The organism is Rhizobium sp. NLR8a (assembly GCF_019685235.1).
Taxonomy (GTDB): Bacteria; Pseudomonadota; Alphaproteobacteria; order Rhizobiales; family Rhizobiaceae; genus Rhizobium.
Window position 1 is genome coordinate 345,299 of record NZ_JABDWI010000007.1, and the last position, 18,841, is coordinate 364,139.

Here is an 18,841-nt window from a genome sequence, read left to right on the forward strand (position 1 = left end):
AAGCCGGACGCTGGGTGCATCCGGCTTTGAAAGCCCCAGGAGCGGAACGGTGCCGCTCATGGGAGGGAAAGAGAGGAATGTCAGAACGCGCTATGCTTTTCGTTCAGCGCCTTCACCTCTTCGCCTTCACGCCGCAGCGCAGATATCGTCGAGGCCACAGACACGATGAACATGACGCTGATGAGGGCGGTGAGCACTGTCAAGATCGTGAACATAGGCATTCCTTTCCTGGGGAGTTGCGTACTCGCTCCTCAGTACTGGCCCAGTACGGCCGTGCGAGCCGAAGCATAAGGGCCATAAACTTTGGAGGCATCGACCTTCTGGTCATAAAGAGCGACAGTTGCGGTGAGCATGCCCGTGACCATGACCATCCAGAGCACGTTAATCATCGTAATCTTGCCGGGCATTATTAGTCCTTCCTGCCGCGCTTTGACGCATTTCTGTGTCGGTTGAGTGAACGCATCCGTTTAAAAATGGTTCCGCCGGATGTTGAGCGGGTGTTTACCAATGGCGATCTGAAGCATCCTTGAATGTCTCGTTCATCTGGCGTTCAGATTCGAAATCCGATTTTTTCTCGCAGCCGACCCTCATTTCCGCGCAGGCGGCCTTGGGCGCGTACAATCGCCGCATGTTCGGCAAGCTCCGGCCGCACCCAGTTCACCTCGTAGCGATCGGCGAAGTAGCCATACGCCATCTCGGCGGCGAGGGAGAAAACAATGGCAAGCGCAACGAGCACGATCAGCATGGATTTCGATCTTTTGGGAGCGCCGGCTGCCGGAATGGCATCGGCTTTGTTGATGATCCGAGTTAAACAGATCCCGCCTGAAACGGCCTTGAATGGCATGTTCATCCGTTGTTCAGCCGAGCGGCGCGGCCGGGTAAATCACTTGCGACAAGTCCGCATCCGTGACAAAAGGCGTCAAACCAATGGCCGGGCCAGATGACGACAGCTTTTTATCCTGGGTCCTTCGACCCGATCACCAACGGACATGTGGATGTTCTGGTCCAGGCGCTGAACGTCGCCGAAAAAGTCATCGTCGCGATCGGCATCCATCCCGGCAAGGCGCCGCTCTTTTCTTTCGAAGAGCGAGCCGAGCTGATCCGCCTGTCGCTGGCCGAAGCCTTGCCCGGCAAGACCGGCGACATCACCGTCGTCGCCTTCGACAATCTGGTCGTCCATGCCGCCCGCGCCCATGGCGCCACACTTCTGATCCGCGGCCTTCGCGATGGCACGGATCTCGACTACGAAATGCAGATGGCCGGCATGAACAGAACGATGGCGCCAGATATCCAGACCATCTTTTTGCCGGCCGGCACGGCGTCGCGGCCCATTACCGCCACATTGGTCCGCCAGATCGCCGCCATGGGCGGCGATGTCAGCGCTTTCGTCCCGGCCGCGGTCTTGCAAGCCCTCACATCCAAGCGCCCAAACTAGCAAGCGCAAAGCCTAGGCGGATAACGCCGCAACGGAGCTCACATGAAACTCTTTTATCTCGCATTTGCCGGCGTGCTATATCTTGCCTCCTTCGCGGGGGATGCCTTGGCCCAGTCGGCCGATCATTATCTCACCATTCAGCTGAAGAACGGCCCGGTGGTGATCCAGCTGATGCCGGATGTGGCGCCGAAGCATGTCGACCAGATCGAGGCGCTCGCCAAGAAGGGCGAATATGACAACGTCGCCTTCCACCGCGTCATCGACGGCTTCATGGCCCAGACCGGCGACGTCAAATACGGCAACATGGAAAAGGGCTTCGATGCCAGCCTTGCCGGCACCGGCTCCTCCGACATGCCCGACATCCCGGCTGAATTCTCTAAGACCCCGTTCGTGCGCGGCACTGTCGGCATGGCTCGTTCGCAGGATCCGAATTCCGCCAATTCGCAGTTCTTCATCATGTTTGCCGACGGTTCTTTCCTGAACGGCCAGTATACCGTCGTCGGCAAGGTCGTTTCCGGCATGGAAAATGTCGACAAGATCAAGCGTGGCGAAGGCCAGAACGGCGAAGTCAAAAATCCCGACCGGATGATCAAGGTCACCCTGGGCAAGAAGTAAGTTACAAGAGAAACAAGAGGAGAAGACAATGGCCGAGATCAAGGATCCCGAAAACACCATCATTCTGGAAACCACCAAGGGCAAGGTTGTCATTCAGCTGCTGCCGCAGGTCGCTCCGGAGCACGTTGCCCGCATCAAGGAACTCGCCCGCGAGAAGGCCTATGACGGCGTCGTTTTCCACCGCGTCATTCAGGATTTCATGGCCCAGACTGGCGACGTCGAATATGGCAAGAAGGGTTCTGAAACCTTCAATCCCGGCCGGGCCGGCATGGGCGGCTCCTCCAAGCCGGACCTGAAGGCTGAATTCTCCGCGACCTCGCATGTTCGCGGCACCTGCTCGATGGCCCGTTCGCAGAACCCGAACTCGGCCAACTCGCAGTTCTTCATCTGCTTCACCGACGCGCCGTGGCTGAACAAGCAGTATTCCGTCTGGGGCCAAGTGATCGAAGGCATGGACAATGTCGACAAGATCAAGCGCGGCGAACCGGTCTCCGATCCGGACTCGATCGTCTCGATGCGGGTTGCCGCCGACGTCTGATTGTGATGTTTGCTGAAACCCGCCCTTGCGCGAGAGCGCGGGGCGGGTTTCGCTTTGCCTGAAAGTACACTTATGCGCGTTGACCTTTTCGATTTCGATCTGCCCGAGGAGCGCATCGCCCTGCGGCCCGCCGAGCCGCGTGACAGCGCACGGCTGCTCGTCGTGAATGCAAATGCGGCAAGCGCACTATCGGATCATCGTGTTTCCGATCTGCCGTCATTTCTGCGCGCCGGGGACGCGCTTGTCTTCAACGACACGAAGGTCATTCCCGCCCAGCTCGAGGGCATCCGTCATCGCGACGGCGCTGGCGGGCAGCAGGTCTCAGCGACGCTGCACATGCGCGTCGGTCCCAGCCGCTGGAAGGCCTTCGCCAAGCCGGGCAAGCGCATCAGGGAGGGCGATCGCATCGCCTTTGGCCACAGTGGCGAAAGCTGCATGATCGGCTCGCTCGATGCGACGGTGGAGGAAAAGGGCGAAGCCGGCGAAGTGACCCTCGCCTTCGATCTTTCCGGTCCGGCGCTCGACGAGGCGATTGGCGCCGTCGGCCATATTCCGCTGCCGCCCTATATCGCCGCCAAACGCCCCGAGGACGGGCGCGACCGCATCGACTACCAGACGATCTATGCCCGCGAGGAGGGCGCCGTTGCAGCCCCCACCGCCGGCCTGCACTTCACGCCTGGCCTGTTTGAGACCCTCGACAAGGCCGGTATCGAACGCCATTTCGTCACTCTGCATGTCGGCGCCGGAACTTTCCTGCCTGTGAAGGCTGACGATACCGCCGATCACAAGATGCATCTCGAAAGCGGTTACGTCAGCGCAGAAACTGCTGCCCGGCTGAACGCGGTAAAGCAAAGAGGCGGGCGTATCGTCTGTGTCGGCACCACCTCGCTGCGGCTGATCGAGAGCGCCGCCGAGGAAAGTGGAGAGATCAAGCCCTGGGCCGGCGCCACCGGGATCTTCATCACGCCCGGCTACCGTTTCAAGGCGGTCGACATGCTGATGACCAATTTCCACCTGCCGCGCTCGACCCTGTTCATGCTGGTCTCGGCCTTCGCCGGCTTCGAAACCATGCATGCGGCCTATGAACACGCTATTTCCATGGGCTACCGCTTCTACTCCTACGGCGACGCGAGCCTTCTTTTCCGGAAAGACTAGATGACAGAGAACTTCCAATTCACGCTCGAGAAGACCGATGCCGGCGCCCGTCTCGGTGAGATTTCCATGCCGCGCGGCGAAATCCGCACACCGGCCTTCATGCCGGTCGGGACGGTCGGAACCGTCAAGGCCATGTATCTCGACCAGGTGCGCGAGACCGGCGCTGACATCATTCTCGGCAATACCTATCACCTGATGCTGCGCCCGACAGCGGAGCGCGTCGCCCGCCTCGGCGGCCTGCACAAGCTGATCCGCTGGGAACATCCTATCCTGACGGATTCGGGCGGCTTCCAGGTCATGTCGCTGTCCGGCCTGCGCAAGCTCGACGAGCAGGGTGTCACCTTCAAGTCGCATGTCGACGGCAGCCTGCACCACATGTCGCCGGAGCGCTCGATCGAAATCCAGGGCCTGCTCGGCTCCGACATCCAGATGCAGCTCGACGAATGCGTGGCGCTGCCGGCCGAGCCGAAGGAGATCGAGCGCGCCATGGAAATGTCGCTGCGCTGGGCCGAGCGCTGCAAGGTGGCCTTCGGCGAGCAGCCCGGCAAGGCCATGTTCGGCATCGTCCAGGGCGGCGACATCCCGGCGCTGCGCGTCCGTTCGGCCGAGGAGCTGACCAAGCTCGACCTCAAGGGATACGCTGTCGGCGGTCTTGCCGTCGGCGAGCCGCAGGATGTCATGCTGCGGATGCTGGAAACGACGTTGCCCGTGCTTCCGGGTGAGAAGCCCCGTTACCTCATGGGCGTCGGCACGCCTGACGATATCCTCAAATCTGTCGCCCGTGGCATCGACATGTTCGACTGCGTCATGCCGACCCGCTCCGGCCGCCATGGCCTGGCCTTCACCCGCCGCGGCAAGGTCAATATCCGCAACGCCCGTCATGCCGAGGACATGCGTCCGCTCGACGAACAGTCGAACTGCCCGGCCTCGCGCGATTATTCCCGCGCCTATCTGCACCATCTCGTCCGCGCCAATGAGGCGCTCGGCGGCATGCTGCTCTCCTGGCACAATCTCGCCTATTACCAGGAACTGATGCAGGGCATCCGCAAGGCGATCGCCGAAGGCCGCTTCGCCGACTTCATGGCGGAGACCATGGAGGAATGGGCAAGGGGCGATCTCGACCCGGTTTGAGGCTAGCTCGCCCCCGCGGGAAGCTCAGATGCTGGTCTTGGCGCAGTCATTGTCTTGAGCTTTTTGCGCACTGGCTCGTCGAAGTGAATGGCGACGATGCCCGCCATGATGATAATCGCTATCACGACGACCATCCCAGCTGCCGGAGAGGCCGGGAGGTCAAAGCCCTTTTGCCGCAGTAAATGCAGCAACTCGAAGATGGGGGCGTGCAGTATATAAATCGGATAGGAAACGATCCCCAGCCAACGGAATGCCAGCCCGATTAGGCCGGTCTGCCTCGTGCGCATTGCGACCCAGACAATGGCCGGGAAAATCACGAAGCATACGAAAAGATCAAAATAGGGAAAACCGTAGAATGTGCTCGCGGGTATATTCGTGATCACAATCAGCAAACCACAGAGGAAAATGCCGATGGTATTGCCTCTATTGACCGCATTCGGCCTCCGAAGTTCGTGCAACCTGCGAAGGCAGATCCCGAGCGAGAACGAGAACAAAATTCTCGAGAAGCCAAATCCGAAATACCCCGCCTGATGGCCAATGTCGAAATTGCCCCCAAGGGCACCGTACAAGGTGATAGCCGCTGTTGCGAGGGCGATGGCGAGCAAGATTCTGGACGATAGTCGCACCAGAAGAACGGAAAACAGCACTCCGGCCCAGAATTCGAAGAAGAGCGACCAACTGGGCCCGTTCAGAGGAAAGGCGCCGCCCGTGCCTGCGTTTGGAATGAACAGAACCGCCTTCAGAAGAAGTCCGGCCAGGGTGAGGCAATCGAAGCCGAATTGAATTCCATAGCTGACAAGGCCAACAGGCAGAGAAAGCAGATATACAGGATAAAGCCGAATGATACGCTGCAGCAGAAATCCTGCAGGCGAAATCTGTCCCGTTGCCAGTTGCCATTCGTATGAATTCGCAAGCACGACGCCGCTCAAAAGAAAGAAAAGGTCAACGGCAAGGTAGCTGATGTTGACAGGTATCGGACCAAGCGTGCCGCCAGTGTGTAGGAACATGACCACGATGGCCGCGATTCCTCGCAACGCTTCAAGTGCCGTGAAAAACTGCTTGCCTGTATTCAACCCGCCAATCCCCCGCTGACGGATTTTTACTCCAGCACGATTTCAAAATGGTTAGTGCAACGAATCCAAGTGCCGGGCAGTGTTTCATCCAGCCAAGAACAGCGCTTCAAATGCCTTTGCTGTCGGCATCCGGCATCATCTGCACGCCGTTGATCCGGTAGCTGCCGTCCGGCTGTCGGGTCATCTGATAGATGGCCGTCCAATCCCTGCCGTCGCGGCCCGATATCAGCACCTCGTGGTAGATCAGAGCGCCGTTATCGATCGAGCGGCTGCGGCCAAAGGCGTAATTGCCGGGATGATAGACCGGCTCGTAGCTCTTCTTCACCATGGCGAAGAACAGGTTCTTGTCGGGATACATCGCCTTAATGGCAGGAGCGGCGAAGGAATAGGCGGTCTCGGCATCCTCGTTGAGGAAGGCTTTGATCTGCTCCTCGATCATCGTCCGTGTCGTGTCGATCGGGTCTTCGGCGCGGGTTGAGACGGTGGAGACGAGGGACGCGGCACACAGGATGAGAACTGCGAAGAAGGCGCGCATGGATGATCTCCGGCTCTGTCGGAGAAAGATCCCCGACAGTGCGGAAGTGTAGGCGATTTCCGGCGCAATTCCAGCAAAACTGCGCAGCCGTGTTACGACCAGCGCCGGAACAGGGCGCTGGCATTGACGCCGCCGAAACCGAAGCCGTTGGTGATGGCATAGCCCATCGCCAGCGGCCGCGCCGTCTTGCCGACGATATCGATGCCGTCGGCGGCCGGATCGACTTCATTGAGGTTGCGGGTCGGCGGCGCGAGTTGATCGCGCAGCGCAAGAATGGTGAAGATTGCTTCCAACCCGCCGGCCGCGCCGAGCAGATGGCCGGTCGCCGACTTCGTCGCGCTGACGGCAATGGCGCCGTTGCGGCCGAAGACCGTGCCGATCGCAGCGATTTCGCCTTTGTCTCCGACCGGTGTCGACGTCGCGTGCGCATTGAGGTGCCGGACCTCCGAGGCCGGAATCTTCGCCTGCCTGAGTGCTGCCTCCATCGCCCGGCGCGCGCCATTGCCATCTTCTGGGCCTGCGGTCATGTGGTAGGCATCCGCCGCCGTGCCGTAGCCGACGAGTTCTGCAAGCGGTGTGGCCCCGCGGGCCAGCGCATGGTTCAGCGTTTCGATCACCAGGATGCCGGCGCCTTCGCCCATGACGAAACCGTCGCGCGCTGTGTCGAAGGGCCGCGAGGCCAGTTCCGGCGTCTCGTTGAAGCCGGTGGAAAGCGCACGCGCGGCGGCAAAGCCGCCGAGGCTTACCTTGTCGATGCAGGCCTCGGCACCGCCGCAGATCGCCACATCGGCTTCGCCGGAGCGGATCAACCGCGCCGCATCACCAATAGCCTGGACGCTGGCGGCACAGGCTGTCACCGGCGCGCCGAGCGGACCCTTGAACCCATAGCGGATGCTGACCTGGCCGGCGGCGAGGTTGACGAGGAAGGAGGGCACGGTGAAGGGCGATAGCCGCCGCACGCCTCGCGTCTCGCCGATCCGCACTGCTTCGGCGATCGCAGGAAAGCCGCCGACGCCCGAAGCGATGATCGTTGCGGTGCGTTCACGGCTGCCTTCATCGGTCGGCATCCAGCCTGCCTGCTTCACCGCCTCCTCCGTCGCCGCCATGGCGAACTGGATGAAGCGATCCATTTTTTTCTGGTCCTTCGGCGTGATGGAGCGGTCGGGGTCGAAACCAGCCTCGACATCCTCGATGAGGCCGGGGACGACACCGCCAACCTTGGCCGAAAGCTCGCCGACGACATCGGCCGGCAGCACCCTCAGACCGGAGGCGCCGTCGACGAGACGTTTCCAGGCAGGCTCGACGCCGGTGCCGAGGGGCGAGACAAGTCCCATGCCGGTGACAACGATGCGATCCATGGTATTTTCCTCTCTATGCGTCGATGCCGAGATACCAGGCGCGCATGCGGGCGATCCGCGCACGCACCTCGTCGTCGGCGGCTGGTCCAGCGAGCAGGCTGGTGTTTTGGGGCGTTACTTCTTCGCCGGTTCGTGCGTCCACAAGGACCGTCTCGCGCGCTTTGCCGGAGGCGGCGTCGCTGAGTAGAAAGGCGAGATCCTCTTCCGGAATGTGCCGACTTCCCCAGGAAAACAGCGCCATCAGCACCGGAAAGAAATCGCGCCCCTTTTCTGTCAGCAGATATTCGTAGCGGGCAGGGCGCTGCTGGTAGAGCCGTCGTTCGAACAGCCCTTCATCCGTCAGGTGTTTCAGCCGTCGCGTCAGGATGTTCGGGGCCACGCCGAGGCTTTTTTGGAAGTCGTCGAAGCGCGACAGCCCCTGGAAGGCGTCGCGCAGGATCAGGATGCTCCACCAGTCGCCGACGCTGTCCAGCGCGCGCGCCGCCGGGCATTTGAATTGGCTGAAACTTGTCCGCTGCATGGCAGATGTCAGTACAGGAGTGACTATCATCATGCAAGTAACATATGCGTAGGAAAGCTCTAGATGCCGTCACCTCCGAAGAAGCGGGCGAGCAGGATGCCGGTGACGAGCATGCCAGCCGCGGCGAAGATCGTATCGCCCGGAGTGCCGATATAGAGCGGCCCGATATTGGCAAAGAGCAGGAAGGCGATGAGGAAGTTCGCCCAGCCCCATATGACATTCACCGTCGGCGAACTTGGATTGGCGAACGGGGTGCGGAAGCGCCGGCCGCTGGCGCCGTTGACGAAATGCGGGATGCCGTTGACCAGAAAGGCCGCGGCGATGAAATGGGCGATGTAGGCGATCCAGGGCAAAGGGTTCTCCTGACCTGCGCGAGTGGCGTCACAGGAGAATGTGGCCGGGATCATCCGGCCGGCAAGAGGAGGTTATGGCCTTCCGCAGGCTGCTTAGACGAAGCCGAGCGGCAGTTTTTCCAGTTTTCTGTCGGCGCCGTAATCGCGTTCATGTGGGGAACGACGGCGGCCGTCACCGCGCGACGAAAGGTCGATGCGGTTTTCGGCGAAGATCCCGTCGGAATAGGTGCCGGTATCATGGCAATCGGCGTCGATCTTGGGAGCAAGGATTTTCAGGATCATCGAGGTTCCTCCACGGCGCAGCAACAACATGCGGAAAGGCCGCCTGGTTCCAATATAAACTCCGAATTATTAATAAATTAACCATAAAAGCCAGCCGAGTTTCAGCGGATCTGACCCTCGGCGCAGCATGCACAGCATGGAAATGGCGTCGTTGTGGAACTCCTGCTGCTGATCGCCGTTGGTTTGGCATGAACACAGGAGGCTCCCATGCAGTTGATCGATACGCGCGTGACACAGTCCGGCAACTTCTTCATTGTGGAATTCCTGGGCGAGGGAGGAGAGTCGATTGCCGTCAAAATCAACAATTCCCATGGCGAGCTCGACAGTTCGACGGCGCTCGACCACGCCAAGGTGATGATGGTTCAGCTGACCGCCTTTCCGGGCCGCAACGCGGACGGCAGCATCAACCGGTACGACGCCCTGAGCAACGGCAATTTTGACGAAGGCAGCAAGGGCCTCGTCGGCCAGCCGAGCGCGCGTTCCACCCACGATAGCGAAACGCTGGAAGAGGAGCTTAACGAAGGTCTCGAGGACACCTTTCCGGCAAGCGACCCCGTTTCGGCGACGGTATCGTCCATTCCCGCCAACGCGCCGCGGCATTGATCTCCATCCGATCCCGCAGGTTAGCCGGCTCCCGATGCGGGAGCGGCCTGCGCCTGTGTGACGGATTGACGTCAAAACTGAAAAACAGCTGAAAACCGCAGCTGTCTGATTGACATGGGAGCCCTCTAGAGAGGGGCCGAGAAGGGAGCGTCCAGGAGACGCTTCCGAGGTTCTCGGAGACGCGCGCGCCCCATGAAAATCATTCAGATCACCGACACGCATTTCAGCCCCGGCAAGCCGCATTTCAACGGCAACTGGGCACCACTTTTAAGCTGGATCGAAGAGACCGGCGCCGATCTGATCGTCCATACCGGTGATCTCACCGTCGACGGCGCCGACAAGGACGAGGACATCGTCTTCTCGATGGATCTCATGCGCCAGGTATCGATCCCGATGCTAATCGTTCCCGGCAATCACGATGTCGGCCACCTCAAGGGTTCGGACCAGCCCGTCAATGCCGAGCGGCTGGCCCGCTGGCGCAGCGTCGCCGGCCCCGATCGCTGGCTGGAAGATGGAGCCGGCTGGCGCTTCATCGGCTTGAACGCGCTGCTTCTCGGTCATGAGGACGATGAGGAGCAGGCGCAGTTCGAATGGCTCGAGCGGGCGCTTGCCGACAGGGCCGGGCGGCGCGTGGCCCTGTTCGCGCATAAGCCGCTGTTCGTGGATGCACCCGACGAAGGCGATACCGGCTATTGGAGCGTCCGGCCGGCTCAGCGCCAGCAGCTCTACGAGCTGATCGCCGCCCATGACGTGGCTCTTTTCGCCAGCGGCCACCTCCATTGGGCCTGGCAGGGCGGCTTCGGCAACACCCAGCTGACATGGGGGCCGTCGGCGGCCTTCATCATCGATAAGATGGAGCGGGAAATGCCGGGCGAGCGCCTGATCGGCGCCGTCGTCCACGAGTTCGATACGTCGGTCGCAAGCGCGATCGTCGCCGTGCCCGGCATGACCGCGCATGTGCTCGATGACGTCGTTCACGAGGTCTATCCCCAGGCGGTCAAGCAGCGGGAACCGGTGGAATGAGCGCGCTCTCGCTTCGCGGCATCACCAAGTCCTTCGCCGGTAACCAGATCCTGAATGGCGTCAGCCTCGATGTCGGCGGCGGCGAATTCATCGCGCTGGTGGGTCCCTCCGGCTGCGGCAAGAGCACGCTCCTGCGCGTGCTTGCCGGCCTCGACCACGCCAACGGGGGCGAGATCCTGATCGGCGGGAAAGATATGTCGGGCGTGGCAGCCGCCGACCGCAACATCGCCATGGTCTTTCAGTCCTACGCCCTCTATCCGCATCTGACGGCGTCGCAGAATATCGCCGTGCCGTTGGCGATGCGCCGGCTGTCGAACATGCAACGGCTGCCCTTCATCGGTTCGTTGATGCCGAGCCAGCGCGCCATCCGCGCGGCGATCGCCCGCGACGTCAGGGAAATGGCGACATCACTCAAGATCGAACACCTGCTCGACCGCAAGCCCGGCCAGATGTCCGGCGGTCAGCGCCAGCGCGTGGCGCTCGCCCGCGCCATGGTGCGCCGGCCGAGCATCTTCCTGATGGACGAGCCGCTGTCCAACCTCGACGCCAACCTGCGCGTCCACGCCCGGGGCGAGATCGTCGACCTGCATCGCCGCGCCGGCGTGCCGACGCTCTACGTCACCCATGATCAGGCGGAAGCGCTGTCGATGGCGGATCGCGTCGCCGTGATGATGGGCGGCCGGTTGCTGCAGATCGCAAGCCCCGAGGTCATCTATGACGATCCCGCCCATGTCGAGGTCGCCCGTTTCATCGGCCAGCCGCGCATCAATCAACTGCCGGCGGAAGCCGAAGACGGTGTGGTTGCCTTTGGCGACCTGCGCCTGACGCTGGAAAACTCGCCCGCCGGCAAGATGCCGGTCACGCTCGCCATTCGCCCCGAGTTCGTCTCTCTCGACCGGAACCGCCAGGACGGGCTTGCCGCCCGGATCGAGCGCGTCGAGTTCCTGGGATCGGAGGTCATCCTCCATTGCCGTCTCGATGCGATCGGCGAGACCGTGATCGCCAAGGTTCAGCCGCCGGAGGCTGCAGGCCTCGCCGCCGGCGATCCGGTCGGGCTGCGGCTTGCCACAGGTCGGACGATGGCTTTCGCCAAGGATGGCAGCCGGCTGGCCGCTCGCGCGGAGGCCGGCAATGAGCTCGCCGCAGGCGATATCGCGCGGGAGAGGGCGCATGGCTAACGTCGTTTCCATGGGCGTAGTTGGCAATCCCGCCGTTGCACATCGGAGCAGCGAGGCCCGCATCGCCTGGATGCTGGTGCTGCCGGCGATCGTGCTGCTGTTCCTCTTCGTGCTTTTGCCGGTCGCGGCTGTCATCTTCCTCGGCTTTACCGATTTCGAACTCGGCTACGGCAAGTTCCGCTTCGTCGGCTTCGAGAATTACGCGCATCTGATCACCGACCGCACGTTCCGCAAGTCGCTCTGGAATACGACGGTCTATACGGCGATCGTCGCGCCCGTCTCGATCCTTCTCGGCCTCGGTATCGCCATGCTGATCGAGAGCGAGACGGCGGCGCGCAGCTTCTTCCGCACCGCTTATTTCCTGCCGGTCGCCTCACTGATCGTCGCTATGGCGACCGTCTGGCAATATATGTTTCATCCGACCATCGGACCCATCAACGCGCTTCTGGCATTGGCGGGATTGCCAGGGCCGAACTGGCTGGGCAGTTCCGGCACGGTGCTCTACAGCCTCTCGATCATCGGCGTCTGGCAGTCGGCCGGCTTCAACATGGTGTTGTTCCTGGCCGGGCTGACGGCGATCCCGCGCGAACTTTACGCGGCAGCCGAAGTGGACGGCGCCAAATCCGCCCTCGATCGCTTCCTGCTCGTCACCTGGCCAATGCTCGGGCCGACGACGCTCTTCGTCATCACGATCAGCATCACCAACGCGGTGAAGGTCTTCGAGACGGTCAAGACGCTGACGGAAGGCGGGCCGAACAAGGCGTCGGAGGTGCTGCTCTTTACCATCTACCAGGAAGGTTTCGTCTACCTGCGCGTCGGCTACGCCTCGGCGATGACCGTTGTCTTTCTCCTGATCCTCGTGGTGCTGATGTTCCTGCAGTTCCGCATCCTCGATCGGCGGGTGCATTACACATGACGCGCGCTTTTTCCCTCGGCCGGATCATCCGCCTGACGCTGCTTTCCCTGGGCGCGATCATCTTCCTTTCGCCCTACGTCTTCATGATTTCGGCGGCAGGCAAGGCGCAGAGCGATATTTTTACCTCGTCGCTGTCGTTGATCCCGGCGCACCTCACCTATGCGGAGAATTTTGCCAGGGCCCTGAGCCGGGTGCCGATGGCGCGGCTCCTGTGGAACGGCGTCGTCGTCTGTGGGCTGATCTTCTTCTTCCAGGTGCTGGTGGCGATCCCTTGCGCCTATGCGATGGCGAAACTGCGCTTTGGGGCCGCACGTGCCATGATAGTGCTGGTCATGCTCGGCCTGCTGGTGCCGATCCATGCGACCGCCTTGCCGCTCTATGTCGCCTTCGACCACGCCTCGCTGCTCAACGGCTACGCCGCCCTCGTTGCGCCCTTCACCATTTCGGTCTTCGCGATCTTCATGTTTCTGCAGTTCTTTCGCGCCATGCCGGATGATCTCATCCATGCTGCGCGTCTCGACGGCATGTCCGAGCTCGGCATCGTCGCTCGCGTCATCGTGCCGAATGCCTGGCCTGCAGTCACTGCCTTCGCCATCTTCTCGGTCGTCGCGCACTGGAATGACCTCTACTGGCCGCTGGTCGTCATCAGCAGGCAGGACTACGCCACGCCGCCGCTCGGGCTGATGTATTTTCGCGCCGCCGAAGCCGGCGACGACTACGGCGCGCTAATGGCCGCCACCCTCATGATTACCCTTCCCCTCGTCATCGCCTTCCTGCTTGCGCAGAAGCGTTTCGTCGAGGGCATCACCATGACCGGTCTCAAAGGCTGATCGGTTCAACTCAGGAGAACGAGCGATGAAACATATCACCCAGCTTCTCGCCGCAGCGGCCGTATCCCTGGCAATCGCGCTTCCGGCGCATGCCGAGACGACGCTGACGGTTCATTACCCGATGCCGGGCTTCTTCAAGGACGTGATGGACACGATCTCGAAGAAATTCATGGCTGAGAACCCCGACATCAAGATTCAGTTCGCCAGCCCGTCCGCGACCTATGAGGAAGGCATCCAGACGATCCTTCGTCAGGCCGGCACCAGCGAAATGCCCGACATCACCTTTATCGGCCTGAACCGCCTGCGCATGCTCGACGAGCGCGACGTCGCCATCGATCTCGGCCCGCTCGTCCAGAAGGACGGCAACATGGCCGAGCAGGGCTTCTCTGACACGATCCTCAAGCTCGCCCAGGTCAAGGGCAAGCAGGTCGGTCTCGCTTTCGCCACTTCCAACCCGATCATGTATTACAACGCCGATCTCGTGAAGGCGGCCGGCGGCAATCCCGATAATCCGCCGAAGACCTGGGACGAGGTCATCGCGCTCGGTGGTAAGATCAAAGCGCTCGGCAACGGCGTCGACGGCATCGATTTCCGCTGGCAGGGCGATGACTGGATGTTTTCCGCGCTCCTCTTCGGCGCCGGCGGCAAGATGCTGAGCGACGACGAAAGCAAGGTCGCCTTCAACGGTCCGGAGGGCAAGAAGGCCGTCGAAGTCCTGCATCGCCTCGTCACCGAAGGCGGCATGCCGGTTTTCACCAAGCCCGCCGGCGAACAGGCTTTCGCGGCCGGCAAGGTCGGTTTCGAATTCCAGACGACGGGCGCCTTGCGCAATACGATCAAGAACGTTGGTAACAAGTTCGATCTGCGCACCGCCAAGATGCCGCTGATCAATCCGCTAAGCGGCCGCTTGCCGACGGGCGGTAACGCCGTCGTCATCGTAACGCATGACGCCGCCAAGCAGGACGCCGCCTGGAAGTTCGCCAAATTCGCTGCCGGCCCTTACGGCGCCTCGGTCGTCGTGCCCGGCACCGGTTATGTCCCGAACAACGAGCTCGCCGCCAAGTCGCCCGAATATCTCGGCGATTTCTACAAGCAGAACCCGCTGTTCCAGGCTGGCCTCAGCCAGATGCCGGTGATGATCCCCTGGTATGCCTTCCCCGGCTCGAACGGCGTCAAGGTCACCCAGACGATCGTCGACAACCTCTCGCGCATCGTCGACCAGTCGGCCGAGCCGAAGGAAGCGCTCGACGACGCGGCCGCTGATGTCGAGGGCATGCTGCCGCGCAGCTGATCGCTTTTCCGATAAGGAAAGAGTTGGGCCGCTACGCCGAGCGCAGGGCGGCCCTTCTTGTTTTCAAGCGTCTCAGATGGGCCGCACCGTGCCGCCGCGGCGCAGCGTAAAGGCGACATCGAGATGGCGGGCAGGGGCGGCATTCTCCGCCATGTCGAGAAGCAGCGAGGCCGCCGTCGCCCCCATGCTGGCATCCGGCATTTCAATGGTCGTCAGCGGCGGATCGATCAGCCGGCCGATGGCGATGCCGTCGAAGCCGGCGACCGAAATATCCCCAGGCACCGAAAGCCCCTCACGCTTCAGCGCGCCAATGACGCCGAGCGCCAGAAGATCGTTGGAGGCGATGATCGCCGTCGGCGCAAGCGCGGTCATGATGGTGCTGAGATCGAGCTGGTCGTAACTGCCGACGAAGGGGATCTGCACGGCATCGAGTGGTGCCAGCCCGGCCTCGGCCAGCGCGTCGAGATAACCCTGGTAGCGAAGCCGCGCCCGGTCGGAGGCGGCGAAATTGCCGGAGAGGAAGAGAATGCGGCGATGGCCCCTGCCGATCAGGAAGGTGGCGATCTCCCGGCCGGCGCCGCGATTGTCGGCGGTGACCGCCGCCGGAAACTGTGCCGTCGGCCGGTTGTGGAGCAGCACGGTCGGCGGCAGCCTGGCAAGCAGCGCCTCGCTGGTCGACGGATCGCAAACAGTCAGGATCAGCCCTGTCGGTCGGTCGTTCAGCAGCGCCGCGACGGCATCGGCCTCGCGTGCCGGATCGTAATTCGACTGGGCGATCAACACGCCATGGCCGGCGACCAGCATGCGGTTCTGGATGCTTGACAGCGACGAGGCAAAGACCGGATTGGTGATGCTTGGAATTAAGACGCCGACCACCGGCCTGCGGCCGAGCCGTCCGGCCGCATGATAGCCGAGTTCCGCGGCGGCGCGGCGCACCCTGCGCACCATCAGATCGCTGGCTGGTCCGTTGCGGCTGAGAACTCTGCTTGCGGTCGCCAGCGAACATCCTGCCCGGAACGCGACCTGCTGCAATGTCGCCATCAAAAGCACCTCGCATCAATCCAATTCATTGCGGGGCGCTTTAAAGGGTTTCGATGACATTGATCTGACACTTCACTGCGGCGATCGGGGAGGGCGCCGGTCAGAGGCGGCGCCGCGCCGTTTCTCACCCCAAAGAAGCAATGCCAGGACACCGCTGAGCAGACCGAGAGATAGTGGCAGACCCTGAGGCCCGATCAGCTGCATCGCCAGTCCGGCCGCCGGCGAGCCCGCCATGCCGCCGATGCCCCATGCGAAGGCGAAGGCTGCATTGCCGGCGAGCAGGGTCCGGCCGTTGAAACGCTCGCCGAGCTCGATCAGCGATGTGGTGTAGAGCCCGAAGGAGACACCGCCCCAGACAAAAACCAGCGGCCAGACGAGCCAGGTGTTGAAGATGAACGCCAGCAGCAGGCAGCCGGTGAGGCAAGCCAGCACACAGAACAACATGGTCCGCGGCGCGCCGAACCGCTCGGCCGCCCGCCCGAGCAGGATCTGCAGTATGGCATTGCCGGCGACGAAACAAGTGATGAGCGAAGCGATACGCTCCTCGGCGCTGCCGAGTACCGTTCCATAAACGGTGAACAGGGAAAGCAGGATCTGCTCGAAGGCGGCGGCGGTGAAAACCGCAAACAGCAGCAGCGGCGCCAGCGCGAAGAAGCCGCCGACCGACGTTGCCTTGCCTTCGTCGGGCATGTCAGGCAGGTGTGGGGCAACGGCAAGCACGATCAGGCCGCAGGCAAGGAAGGCCGTGATGCCGATCGTGAAGGGGGGCCAGCCTTCCGTGCCGGCGAGGCCCAGGGATAGTGGGCCGATGCCGAAACCAGCCGAAACGATCGATGAATAGAGGCCGAGGATTCGGCCGCGGCGCGGTGCCGGCGTGATCGTGATCAGCCAGGTTTCGCTGATCACGTAGAGCGGATTGGCAAAGAAGCCGAGCAGGAAACGCAGCGGCATCCAGGCCCAGACCTGCTGGGTCCCGGCAATCGCGACCAGGGTAAGGGCAGCCAGGATCGAACAGAGGATGGCCAGCCGCGCCCCGCCTACGCCTCGCGAAAGCGCCGGAATGAGGGGCGCCGATATGATGAAACCCAGTGGCGTCATCGCTGCCGAGAGGCCGATCAGGCCTGATGTTATTCCCTGTCGCTCCAGGATGAAACTCAGCAGCGGGTAGGTCAGTCCCTGCGCCGCGGCAAACACCGTCACCGTCGCGATAATGCCGGCCATCGCAGTCCATGGAATCCGATCCTCCCTCTGTGATGTCGTGCTTGCGGTGGTCATGCAGATCTCCTCCTTGATCAATGGTGGGTCGAGCCCATGAGTTGAAAGAGGATGGAATTCTGCAGGATAGGGGGAGCGGCGTAATTAAGCCTCGCCAAAACGTTCTCAAAAACTTCCAAACGGACTATAGATCCGCTTTATGCAGGGATCGCGCTTTGCCTTTGGTCCGTTCGTGCTTGATCCGGATGCGGGAACGCTGCTTCGGAACGATGATCCCGTTGCCATCAGCCACCGCGGGCTGAAGCTGCTTGCGGCGCTCGTCGGGCGAACGGGAGAAATCCTCGCGAAGACCGATCTGATGGACGCGGCCTGGCAAGGCATGGCGGTCGAGGAAGGCAACCTCACCGTCCAGATCGCGCGGCTGCGCAAGCTGCTCGGCTCGTCCGCCGGCGGCGGTGAATGGATTGCAACGGTTCCGCGCGTCGGTTACCGCTTCACGGGAGCCGTGCATCGGCTGAGCGGCATGAGGCGAAAAACCTTGCCGCTGCCTGATAAACCGTCGATCGCCGTGCTGCCCTTCCTGAATATCGGCAACGATCCCGAACAGGAATCCTTCGCGGACGGGCTGACGGAAGACCTTATCACCGACCTCTCCAGGATGCCCGGGCTGTTCGTCATCGCCCGCAACTCGGTCTTCGCCTACAAGGGCCGAGCCACGCACGTGCGAGAAATCGCCGAGGAGCTCGGTGTGCGCTACCTGCTCGAGGGCAGCGCAAGGCGTGCCGCCGGGCGCGTGCGCATCAACGCCAAGCTGATCGACGCGGCGAGCGGCGATCATCTCTGGGCGGATCGCATCGATCGCAGCCTGGACGATATCTTCGCGGTTCAGGACGAGGTGACGGCCAGGATCGTCGAAGCGCTGCTCGGTCGGCTGCGCGCGCCGCCGCCGCGAAATCGGCCGAAGAACCTCGATGCCTACGACCTCTGCGTGCGGGCGCGCAAGCTGATGGACGATTCCCCGCAGGCAGCCGAGGAAGCGCATCTGATGCTGACGCGCGCTGTCAGCCTCGACCCGGACTATGCCGAGGCCTATCGCTGGCTTGCCATGAACCACTGGATGGGATGGGTCCATAGCGGCAGGCCGACGGAATCGAACCGCGACGCTGCTCTGGAACTGGCGCGCAAGGCTATTGCGATCGATCCGAACGATGCCGGCTGCCGTTGGGTTCTCGCCTATCTGCTTGCTTATGCACGCGATTTCGTCGAGGCGGATGCTCAATTCGCCAAGGCAATCGAACTCGATCCGAATGAGGCGGACACCTTTGCCGCATTATCCGATATCTCGGTCCTCGCCGGACGGATCGACGAGGGGCTGGAGCATATCGGCAAGGCATTCCGGCTGAACCCCTTTCCGGCAAGCTGGTATTATCTGGCGCTCGGCCAAGCGCAGTATGCGGCGGGGAAATACGAGGCCGCTATCGAGACGCTGCGGCGGGATGAGACCTATCGCACAAGCTCACGCCGGTTCCTGGCGGCCAGCCTGGCCCAGCTCGGCCGGCTCGACGAGGCGCGTGCCGAAGCCGAACTGTTCCTCGTCGCCAACCCCCATTTTTCAACCAGTCACTGGGCGACGATGGAGCCTTTCCGCGAGGCGGCTACGCTTGAGCATTTCGTCGATGGTTACCGCAAAGCTGGGCTCCCCTGACCGCATCTCGCGTACAAGCGGCATTCGAAGGCGCCGGGCGAGCC

Annotated in this window: 23 protein-coding genes; 12 read left to right on the forward strand and 11 right to left on the reverse strand. The window is 62.2% G+C overall.

Annotated elements, in window-relative coordinates; all coding sequences use genetic code 11:
• Positions 1–80: 80 nt before the first annotated feature.
• From HJC04_RS31765 to HJC04_RS15995, 3 genes are all read right to left on the reverse strand, one after another.
• Positions 81–215 carry a hypothetical protein gene (locus HJC04_RS31765; protein ID WP_010056528.1) on the reverse strand — a complete coding sequence of 45 codons (135 nt, stop codon included), beginning with the start codon at positions 213–215 and terminating at the stop codon, positions 81–83.
• A 36-nt stretch (positions 216–251) separates the two neighbouring features.
• The gene (locus HJC04_RS15990; protein ID WP_210631367.1) at positions 252–407 is read right to left on the reverse strand and encodes a hypothetical protein; all 156 of its coding nucleotides are present in this window, start codon (positions 405–407) and stop codon (positions 252–254) included.
• Positions 408–550: 143 nt separating this feature from the next.
• The gene (locus HJC04_RS15995; RefSeq protein ID WP_210631366.1) at positions 551–850 is read right to left on the reverse strand and encodes a hypothetical protein; all 300 of its coding nucleotides are present in this window, start codon (positions 848–850) and stop codon (positions 551–553) included.
• Between the two features lie 90 nt (positions 851–940).
• Here HJC04_RS15995 and coaD point away from each other — a divergent pair, with 90 nt between their 5' ends.
• The 5 genes from coaD (at position 941) to tgt (ending at position 4,874) form a co-directional block, all read left to right on the forward strand.
• Positions 941–1,435, forward strand: coding sequence for a pantetheine-phosphate adenylyltransferase (gene coaD, locus HJC04_RS16000; protein ID WP_210631365.1), 495 nt, complete (start codon positions 941–943; stop codon positions 1,433–1,435).
• A gap of 42 nt (positions 1,436–1,477) precedes the next feature.
• A complete protein-coding gene (locus HJC04_RS16005) occupies positions 1,478–2,050 on the forward strand; it encodes a peptidylprolyl isomerase (RefSeq protein ID WP_210631364.1) in 573 nt (190 codons plus the stop codon).
• 28 nt (positions 2,051–2,078) lie between these two features.
• Positions 2,079–2,588, forward strand: a complete 510-nt coding sequence (locus HJC04_RS16010; protein ID WP_010029525.1) for a peptidylprolyl isomerase — start codon at positions 2,079–2,081, stop codon at positions 2,586–2,588.
• A gap of 72 nt (positions 2,589–2,660) precedes the next feature.
• A complete protein-coding gene (gene queA, locus HJC04_RS16015) occupies positions 2,661–3,743 on the forward strand; it encodes a tRNA preQ1(34) S-adenosylmethionine ribosyltransferase-isomerase QueA (RefSeq protein WP_221146609.1) in 1,083 nt (360 codons plus the stop codon).
• Positions 3,744–4,874 carry a tRNA guanosine(34) transglycosylase Tgt gene (tgt, locus tag HJC04_RS16020; protein ID WP_221146610.1) on the forward strand — a complete coding sequence of 377 codons (1,131 nt, stop codon included), beginning with the start codon at positions 3,744–3,746 and terminating at the stop codon, positions 4,872–4,874.
• A gap of 2 nt (positions 4,875–4,876) precedes the next feature.
• On the opposite strand, the gene HJC04_RS16025 is transcribed toward tgt, so the two are convergent.
• From HJC04_RS16025 to HJC04_RS16050, 6 genes are all read right to left on the reverse strand, one after another.
• Positions 4,877–5,947 (reverse strand): acyltransferase, encoded by a 1,071-nt coding sequence (locus HJC04_RS16025; RefSeq protein ID WP_210631361.1) that lies wholly within the window; start codon positions 5,945–5,947, stop codon positions 4,877–4,879.
• Between the two features lie 106 nt (positions 5,948–6,053).
• A complete protein-coding gene (locus HJC04_RS16030) occupies positions 6,054–6,482 on the reverse strand; it encodes a DUF4864 domain-containing protein (RefSeq protein ID WP_210631360.1) in 429 nt (142 codons plus the stop codon).
• 92 nt (positions 6,483–6,574) lie between these two features.
• Positions 6,575–7,840, reverse strand: a complete 1,266-nt coding sequence (gene fabF / locus HJC04_RS16035) for a beta-ketoacyl-ACP synthase II (RefSeq protein ID WP_221146611.1) — start codon at positions 7,838–7,840, stop codon at positions 6,575–6,577.
• Positions 7,841–7,853: 13 nt separating this feature from the next.
• Positions 7,854–8,360: a helix-turn-helix domain-containing protein gene (locus tag HJC04_RS16040; protein ID WP_210631358.1), complete on the reverse strand. Its 507-nt coding sequence runs from the start codon at positions 8,358–8,360 to the stop codon at positions 7,854–7,856.
• A gap of 59 nt (positions 8,361–8,419) precedes the next feature.
• Positions 8,420–8,713, reverse strand: coding sequence for a hypothetical protein (locus tag HJC04_RS16045; RefSeq protein ID WP_210631357.1), 294 nt, complete (start codon positions 8,711–8,713; stop codon positions 8,420–8,422).
• Between the two features lie 93 nt (positions 8,714–8,806).
• Positions 8,807–8,995 (reverse strand): hypothetical protein, encoded by a 189-nt coding sequence (locus tag HJC04_RS16050; RefSeq protein WP_221146612.1) that lies wholly within the window; start codon positions 8,993–8,995, stop codon positions 8,807–8,809.
• A 207-nt stretch (positions 8,996–9,202) separates the two neighbouring features.
• Between HJC04_RS16050 and HJC04_RS16055 the strand changes: the two genes are divergently transcribed.
• From HJC04_RS16055 to HJC04_RS16080, 6 genes are all read left to right on the forward strand, one after another.
• A complete protein-coding gene (locus HJC04_RS16055; protein WP_210631355.1) occupies positions 9,203–9,598 on the forward strand; it encodes a hypothetical protein in 396 nt (131 codons plus the stop codon).
• Positions 9,599–9,790: 192 nt separating this feature from the next.
• The gene (locus HJC04_RS16060; protein WP_221146613.1) at positions 9,791–10,621 is read left to right on the forward strand and encodes a metallophosphoesterase; all 831 of its coding nucleotides are present in this window, start codon (positions 9,791–9,793) and stop codon (positions 10,619–10,621) included.
• The gene (locus HJC04_RS16065) at positions 10,618–11,799 is read left to right on the forward strand and encodes an ABC transporter ATP-binding protein (protein ID WP_210631353.1); all 1,182 of its coding nucleotides are present in this window, start codon (positions 10,618–10,620) and stop codon (positions 11,797–11,799) included. Before HJC04_RS16060 ends, HJC04_RS16065 begins: the two co-directional genes overlap by 4 nt.
• Complete coding sequence (locus HJC04_RS16070) at positions 11,792–12,715, forward strand: carbohydrate ABC transporter permease (RefSeq protein WP_210631352.1); 924 nt, start codon at positions 11,792–11,794, stop codon at positions 12,713–12,715. Before HJC04_RS16065 ends, HJC04_RS16070 begins: the two co-directional genes overlap by 8 nt.
• Positions 12,712–13,545 (forward strand): carbohydrate ABC transporter permease, encoded by an 834-nt coding sequence (locus tag HJC04_RS16075; protein WP_221146614.1) that lies wholly within the window; start codon positions 12,712–12,714, stop codon positions 13,543–13,545. Before HJC04_RS16070 ends, HJC04_RS16075 begins: the two co-directional genes overlap by 4 nt.
• A 25-nt stretch (positions 13,546–13,570) precedes the next feature.
• Positions 13,571–14,836, forward strand: a complete 1,266-nt coding sequence (locus tag HJC04_RS16080; RefSeq protein WP_221146615.1) for an ABC transporter substrate-binding protein — start codon at positions 13,571–13,573, stop codon at positions 14,834–14,836.
• Between the two features lie 72 nt (positions 14,837–14,908).
• Here HJC04_RS16080 and HJC04_RS16085 read toward each other — a convergent pair whose 3' ends face one another.
• Together HJC04_RS16085 and HJC04_RS16090 are read right to left on the reverse strand one after the other, a co-directional pair.
• Positions 14,909–15,877: a substrate-binding domain-containing protein gene (locus HJC04_RS16085; protein WP_221146616.1), complete on the reverse strand. Its 969-nt coding sequence runs from the start codon at positions 15,875–15,877 to the stop codon at positions 14,909–14,911.
• Positions 15,878–15,949: 72 nt separating this feature from the next.
• The gene (locus HJC04_RS16090; protein WP_221146617.1) at positions 15,950–17,152 is read right to left on the reverse strand and encodes an MFS transporter; all 1,203 of its coding nucleotides are present in this window, start codon (positions 17,150–17,152) and stop codon (positions 15,950–15,952) included.
• 139 nt (positions 17,153–17,291) lie between these two features.
• Between HJC04_RS16090 and HJC04_RS16095 the strand changes: the two genes are divergently transcribed.
• Positions 17,292–18,797, forward strand: a complete 1,506-nt coding sequence (locus HJC04_RS16095) for a winged helix-turn-helix domain-containing tetratricopeptide repeat protein (RefSeq protein ID WP_221146618.1) — start codon at positions 17,292–17,294, stop codon at positions 18,795–18,797.
• Positions 18,798–18,841: the final 44 nt, after the last annotated feature.